Origin of the sequence: Avibacterium endocarditidis (assembly GCF_002921145.1) — a bacterium.
GTDB lineage: Bacteria > Pseudomonadota > Gammaproteobacteria > Enterobacterales > Pasteurellaceae > Avibacterium > Avibacterium endocarditidis.
The window spans coordinates 21,940-28,973 of the sequence record NZ_PQVI01000007.1 but is presented as its reverse complement, the minus strand read 5'-3'; the positions used below and the strand labels follow the sequence as shown (position 1 = coordinate 28,973).

Below are 7,034 nucleotides of genomic sequence, written 5' to 3'. Positions count from 1 at the left end.
TTAAGTGCGGTCTTTTTTTATAGATTTTATTCCTTACCCTCTAATGGCGTAAATGGGCGTTCTGTGTGGCCTGTGTATAGCTGACGTGGGCGGACGATTTTCATATTGCCCGGTTTGAACATTTCTTTCCAGTGGGCGATCCAGCCGACGGTTCTTGCTAGGGCGAAGATGACAGTGAACATTGACGTTGGAATGCCAATGGCTTTGAGAATAATGCCTGAATAGAAATCGACATTCGGATAAAGTTTGTGATCAATAAAGTATTGATCGCTTAATGCGATACGTTCTAGTTCCATTGCCACGTCGAATAATGGGTTATCAATATTCAACTCTTTTAGTACTTCGTGGCAAGTTTGACGCATTACTTTTGCACGCGGGTCGTAGTTTTTGTAAACACGGTGTCCAAAGCCCATTAAGCGGAATGGATCGTTTTTATCTTTGGCGCGCGCAATGTATTCTGGAATGCGGTCAATGGTGCCGATTTCTTCAAGCATATTAATGCAAGCTTCATTTGCACCGCCGTGTGCAGGCCCCCAAAGTGAGGCGATACCTGCGGCAATACAAGCGAATGGGTTTGCACCAGAGGAGGCGGCTGTACGCACCGTTGAGGTTGAAGCATTTTGTTCGTGATCGGCGTGTAGAATAAAATGCGATCCATTGCGCGCTCTAGCACCGGGTTTACTTCATAGGGTTCGCAAGGGGTGGCGAACATCATATGTAAGAAATTACCCGAATAAGAAAGTTTATTCAGCGGGAACATAAAAGGTTGCCCAATAGAATATTTGTAGCACATCGCCGCAAGGGTTGGCATTTTAGCCAGTAAGCGAATGGCAGTGATTTCACGATGTTCAATATCGTTAATATCTAAAGAATCGTGATAGAACGCTGCTAATGCGCCACTTACCCCACACATAATCGCCATTGGGTGTGAATCTCGGCGGAATCCGTGGAAGAAGCGGGAAATTTGTTCGTGAACAAGGGTGTGCTTGCGTACTAATTGGCGGAAAGTTTTGTATTCTTCGGCACTTGGGCGCTCGCCAAATAATAATAAGTGTGCCACTTCTAAATAATCGGCATTTTTTGCCAAATCAGCAATAGGATAACCACGGTGGAGAAGAATGCCGTTGTCGCCGTCAATATAGGTGATTTCGGAAACACAAGAGGCGGTGGACATAAAACCGGGGTCAAAGGTAAAAAGTTTATTTTTGACTAGGGATTGAACATCAATGACATCATAGCCGAGTGAACCTTTACGCATTGGGAGTTCAAGTTCACGTCCATCATTTAGCGTTAGTTTTGCGTTGAGTTCTGTCATAGGTCTTCCTCTTTAGTTGGAGTTGATAATGTTGTGTTTGTTGAATTATTGTACTTTCTAATGAATTTTCACTATAACCTGTTATGGAGTACCTGTCTTTAATATTTACAAAAAAATTTTGTTAAGGAAATGTTATTTTTTCAAAAATGAGAGGCAGATCAAAAAATCAGAAAAATGTTAATGTTTTGTTAATTGAATTAGTTGCTAATTGTGGGAATTTGATTTTAAATTATTCGACTAACACTGAAAGAAAAATCAGTGCGTGTTTCTGATTGAATCCTATGTATAATAAACCTAATGAATTTTTATGTTGTAAATTCTACCCAACCAAGCTAGGTGGTATTAATGAAACAAACGAGCCCAATTAGTGAATGGTTAGCTTCAAGCGCTTTAAATGGAGCAAATCAATCTTACATTGAAGAATTATATGAAAGTTATCTTCAAGATCCCCATTCTGTCGATGAAAGCTGGCAACAAATTTTCGATAAATTGCCAAAACACACCGCTGTAGAGCAAGCACATTCTCCAGTTCGTCAATATTTTAAACGTTTAGCACGAGATATTGGCGTGGACGGCACAACCGTGATTGATCCGAAAGTGAGCGGACGGCTGGTAAAAGTATTGCAATGGGTGAATGCACACCGTAACCGGGGGCATTTACACGCGGATCTTGATCCGTTAGGTATTTGGCAACGGATGTATGCACCGACATTAGATTATAAATTCTATGGTTTTACTGATGAGGATCTTGATGAAGAATTTGATATTGGCGGTTATGTGTATGACAAAGATCGTATTAGCTTACGTGAGCTTTCTTCCTCATTAAAATCAACCTATTGCGGCACTATTGGCCTTGAGTTTATGCACGTTAATGACCTTGAGGCGCGTACTTGGTTACAGAAAAAGTTAGAAAATGGGTTAAATAAACCTTTATTTGGCAAACAAGAACAGCTTAAATTTCTTGAAGAACTTACCGCAGCAGACGGTTTAGAACGCTATCTCGGTGCAAAATTCCCGGGGGCAAAACGTTTTTCTCTTGAAGGCAGTGATGCGTTTATCCTGTTAATGAAAGAAATTATCCGTCAAGGGGCAAAAAACGGCATTAAAGAAATTGTAATGGGAATGGCACACCGTGGACGATTAAACCTATTAATCAATGTATTAGGGAAAAAACCAGCGGAATTATTTGATGAATTTGCTGGAAAACACCACGGGAATGGAACAGGTGATGTGAAATATCACCAAGGTTTTTCTTCTGATTTTATGACCGATGATGGCTTAGTGCATTTAGCACTCGCGTTTAACCCTTCTCACTTAGAAATTGTAAACCCCGTGGTGCTAGGTTCAGTGCGTGCGAGACAAACCCGCATTAACGATGTAGAACGCTCGCAAGTGTTGCCGATTACTGTACACGGTGATTCCGCAGTCGCAGGGCAGGGCGTGGTGCAAGAAACCCTAAATATGTCGGCGACTCGTGGTTATTCTGTGGGGGGCACAATTCGTATTGTGATCAACAACCAAATCGGTTTCACCACCTCGAATCCGCACGATACCCGCTCTACGGAATATTGTACCGACATTGCGAAAATGATTGAAGCGCCAGTTATTCACGTTAATGGCGATGATCCTGAAGCCGTGGCTTATGCGGCACAAATGGCAGTGGAATTTAGAACTAAATTCAAGCGTGATATTTTTATTGATCTGGTTTCCTATCGCCGTCACGGACACAATGAAGCGGACGAACCTTCTGTTACTCAGCCGTTAATGTATGATCGCATTAAACGCCACCCAACCCCACGCAAAGTGTATGCCGATCGCTTAATTGCAGACAATGTGATTGATGAGGCTTACAGCCTAGAATTAATGAATAAGTATCGCGATGCTTTAGACAACGGTGATTGCGTTGTGCCAGAATGGCGTGAGCGTGATGTGGAAGCCTCGGATTGGATGAAATTCCTCAGCCAAGAATGGTCAGATTACGAGGGCAGTTTTGATGAAGAACGCTTTACTGCGCTTGCCTTAAAAGTGTGTGAATATCCAGAAAATCACCCACTTCATTCGCGCGTGAAAAAAATCTATGATGATCGCCGTTTAATGGCAAAAGGCGAAAAACCATTCGATTGGGGAATGGCAGAAACAATGGCTTACGCCACCTTGTTGGACGAAGGCTATAACGTTCGCTTATCTGGTGAAGATGCAGGGCGTGGCACATTCTTCCACCGTCATTCTGTTTTACATAGCCAAAAAGATGCCACAATTTACACCCCACTTACCCATTTGCACAATCAGCAAGGGCATTTTGAAGTGTGGGATTCCGTGCTTTCAGAAGAAGCGGTGTTGGCTTATGAATATGGCTATGCCACAGCGACACCAAAAACGCTCACCATCTGGGAAGCGCAATTCGGTGATTTCGCCAATGTTGCGCAAGTGGTGATCGACCAATTTATCAGCTCAGGTGAACAAAAATGGGGCAGAATGTGTGGTTTGGTAATGCTATTACCGCACGGTTATGAAGGGCAAGGGCCTGAACATTCATCAGCCCGTTTAGAGCGTTATTTACAGCTTTGTGCGCAACAAAATATGCAAGTTTGCGTGCCTTCAACGCCAGCGCAGATTTACCATTTATTACGCCGTCAAATGTTGCGCAAGGTACGCCGCCCATTGATTGTGATTACACCAAAATCCTTACTGCGCCACCCACTTGCGGTGTCCAGCAAAGAAGAGTTGGTGAACGGCACTTATCAAAACGTGATTGGCGAAATTGACAAGCTCGATCCAAAACAAGTGAAACGTGTGGTAATGTGTTCGGGCAAAGTATATTACGATTTATTGGAACAACGCCGTAAAAATAACCAAACCGATGTAGCGATTGTGCGCGTGGAACAGCTTTATCCTTATCCGCACGAAGAAATGAAAGCGGCGCTTGCCCCTTATCATCAGGTTACTGATTATGTATGGTGTCAAGAAGAACCGCAAAACCAAGGCGCGTGGTATTGTAGCCAACATAACTTTGTGAGTTCATTGCCAGAACACGGCAAACTGCGCTATGTGGGCAGACCGGCTTCAGCATCGCCAGCGGTGGGCTATATGTCTTTACATAATGAACAGCAACGCGCCTTAGTGAATGAGGCTTTAGAATAATTTGTAAGCAAAAAGTGCGGTCAAAAATCACCGCACTTTTGTACAACCGAATGCAAATAAAACGCAAACAAAAGAAGGAACAGAAAAATGAGCGATTTTGAGATTTTAACTCCCGTGCTACCTGAATCTGTGGCAGATGCAACGGTTGCCACTTGGCATAAAAAAGTGGGCGATGAAGTAAAACGTGATGAAGTTTTAGTCGAAATTGAAACCGACAAAGTCGTGCTTGAAGTGCCGGCGGTTGCTGATGGTGTGCTAGAAAGCATCATTGAAGCCGAGGGAGCAACAGTGATTAGCAACCAAGTGTTAGGTAAAGTTTCTGCCTTAGCGACGGCAGGCAATGCCACTAAAGAAAGTGTGCAAAAAATAGAAAGCACGCCAGCAGATCGCCATTTAGCCAACTTAACATCAGAACCGACTAATGCCGATGTGGTTAGCCCAGCGGCACGCCGTTTATTGGCAGAAAACGATCTTAAAGCTGAAGAAGTGCAAGGCACAGGCGTGGGCGGACGCATCACCCGTGAAGACATTGAACGCACCGTAGCACAAAAAGCTGCGCAATCTCAGCCTCAGCCACAAGCGCCTGAAACTCCAGCATTAAATATATCAGGGCGTGATGAAAAACGTGTGCCAATGACTCGTTTGCGTAAGCGTGTGGCAGAGCGTTTATTAGAAGCGAAAAACAGCACCGCAATGCTCACTACCTTCAACGAAGTGGATATGCAGCCAATTATGCAACTGCGTAAAAAATATGCAGAGAAATTTGAGAAATCTCACGACACTCGCTTAGGTTTTATGTCTTTCTACGTGAAAGCCGTGGTAGAGGCGCTAAAACGCTATCCAGAAGTGAATGCGTCTATTGACGGTGATGACATTGTGTATCACAACTATTTTGACATCAGCATTGCCGTTTCCACCCCACGCGGTTTGGTCACCCCAGTGTTACGCAACTGCGATAAGCTGAGTATGGCGGAAATTGAAAAGCAAATCAAAGTGTTAGCGGAAAAAGGTCGTGATGGTAAATTAACGGTGGAAGATCTCACGGGCGGAAACTTCACGATTACCAACGGCGGTGTGTTTGGATCACTGATGTCCACGCCAATCATCAACCCACCACAAAGCGCGATTTTAGGTATGCACGCCATTAAAGATCGTCCAGTGGCAGTGAACGGTGAAGTGGTGATTCGCCCAATGATGTATCTTGCCCTTTCTTACGATCACCGCTTAATTGACGGACGTGAAAGTGTGGGCTTCTTAGTCACCATTAAAGAAATGTTGGAAGATCCAACGCGTTTATTATTAGAAGTGTAGTCTTAACATAGGGCGATAAGGGATCTTATCGCCTTATTTTTATTCATTGATATGCGGATATGATGAAGCATATAGCGATAAAAGGGAGAAAGATAAATCTATGAATTTACACGAATATCAAGCAAAACAACTTTTCGCCCAATACGGCTTGCCCGTCGGTGAGGGCTATGCGTGCGAAACCTTAGAACAAGGATTGGAAGCCATCAAAAAATTAGGTGGCTCAAAGTGGGTACTAAAATGTCAAGTGCACGCAGGAGGGCGTGGCAAAGCGGGTGGTGTACAAGTAGTGAGCTCCGAACAAGAAGTGCGGGCGTTTTTTGACAAATTTTTAGGTAAGCGTCTGGTTACTTTCCAAACCGATGCCAAAGGGCAGCCGATTAATCAAATTTATGTAACGGGCTGTGTGGCAGTGAAAAAAGAGTTGTATCTCAGTGCGATTGTCGATCGTAGCTCGCAACAAATTGTCTTTATGGTTTCCACAGAAGGTGGCGTGAATATTGAAGAAGTGGCGGAAAAAACACCGCACTTATTACACCGTACTAGCATTGATTTACTAGTTGGCGGAATGCCGTACCAAGGCAGAGAATTAGCCTTTAAACTCGGTTTAGAGGGCAAACAAATCAAGCAATTTACTGAGTTATTTTGCCAGCTCAGTCGCCTATTTATTGAAAAAGATCTGGCATTATTAGAAGTGAATCCACTGGTGATTTTGGACAATGGCGATCTTGATTGTCTTGATGCCAAAGTGGTGGTGGACAGCAATGCCTTATATCGCCACCCAGATTTGCTCGCAATGCGTGATCTGAGCCAAGAAGATCCTCGTGAAGCCCAAGCAGAAAAATGGAATCTCAACTATGTCGCCTTAGATGGCAACATTGGCTGTATGGTTAATGGTGCAGGGCTAGCAATGGGAACAATGGATATTGTGAAATTATACGGCGGACAACCAGCCAACTTCCTTGATGTGGGCGGCGGCGCAACCAAAGAACGTGTGGCAGAAGCCTTTAAAATCATCTTAACCGATCCTTCGGTGAAAGCTATTTTAGTTAATATTTTTGGTGGCATTGTACGTTGTGATCTCATCGCCGAAGGCATTATCGCAGCCAGCAAAGAAGTGGGCGTAAATGTGCCTGTGGTGGTGCGTTTAGAGGGGACAAATGCGGAATTAGGCCGCGCAATGTTGGCAGAAAGCGATACCAACATTATTTCAGCACAAAGTTTACAACAAGCGGCAAGCGAAGTCGTGAAAGCAGCAAAGGGAGAATAA

At 43.9% G+C, this 7,034-nt stretch carries 3 protein-coding genes and 1 pseudogene; 3 read left to right on the top strand and 1 reads right to left on the bottom strand.

The window, feature by feature from the left end:
* Positions 1–26: 26 nt before the first annotated feature.
* Positions 27–1,315 (bottom strand): annotated as a pseudogene (locus C3Z13_RS01105) (citrate synthase).
* Between the two features lie 345 nt (positions 1,316–1,660).
* Here C3Z13_RS01105 and sucA point away from each other — a divergent pair.
* From sucA to sucC, 3 genes are all read left to right on the top strand, one after another.
* Positions 1,661–4,456 (top strand): 2-oxoglutarate dehydrogenase E1 component, encoded by a 2,796-nt coding sequence (gene sucA / locus C3Z13_RS01100; protein ID WP_103854731.1) that lies wholly within the window; start codon positions 1,661–1,663, stop codon positions 4,454–4,456.
* An 87-nt stretch (positions 4,457–4,543) separates the two neighbouring features.
* Positions 4,544–5,767, top strand: a complete 1,224-nt coding sequence (gene odhB / locus C3Z13_RS01095) for a 2-oxoglutarate dehydrogenase complex dihydrolipoyllysine-residue succinyltransferase (protein WP_103854730.1) — start codon at positions 4,544–4,546, stop codon at positions 5,765–5,767.
* A gap of 100 nt (positions 5,768–5,867) precedes the next feature.
* The gene (sucC, locus tag C3Z13_RS01090; RefSeq protein WP_103854729.1) at positions 5,868–7,034 is read left to right on the top strand and encodes an ADP-forming succinate--CoA ligase subunit beta; all 1,167 of its coding nucleotides are present in this window, start codon (positions 5,868–5,870) and stop codon (positions 7,032–7,034) included.

Bases quoted from the DNA above. Each gene is read 5' to 3' on its own strand.
- odhB (WP_103854730.1), top strand. From the start codon at position 4,544: ATGAGCGATTTTGAGATTTTAACTCCCGTGCTACCTGAATCTGTGGCA.
- sucA (WP_103854731.1), top strand. From the start codon at position 1,661: ATGAAACAAACGAGCCCAATTAGTGAATGGTTAGCTTCAAGCGCTTTA.
- sucC (WP_103854729.1), top strand. From the start codon at position 5,868: ATGAATTTACACGAATATCAAGCAAAACAACTTTTCGCCCAATACGGC.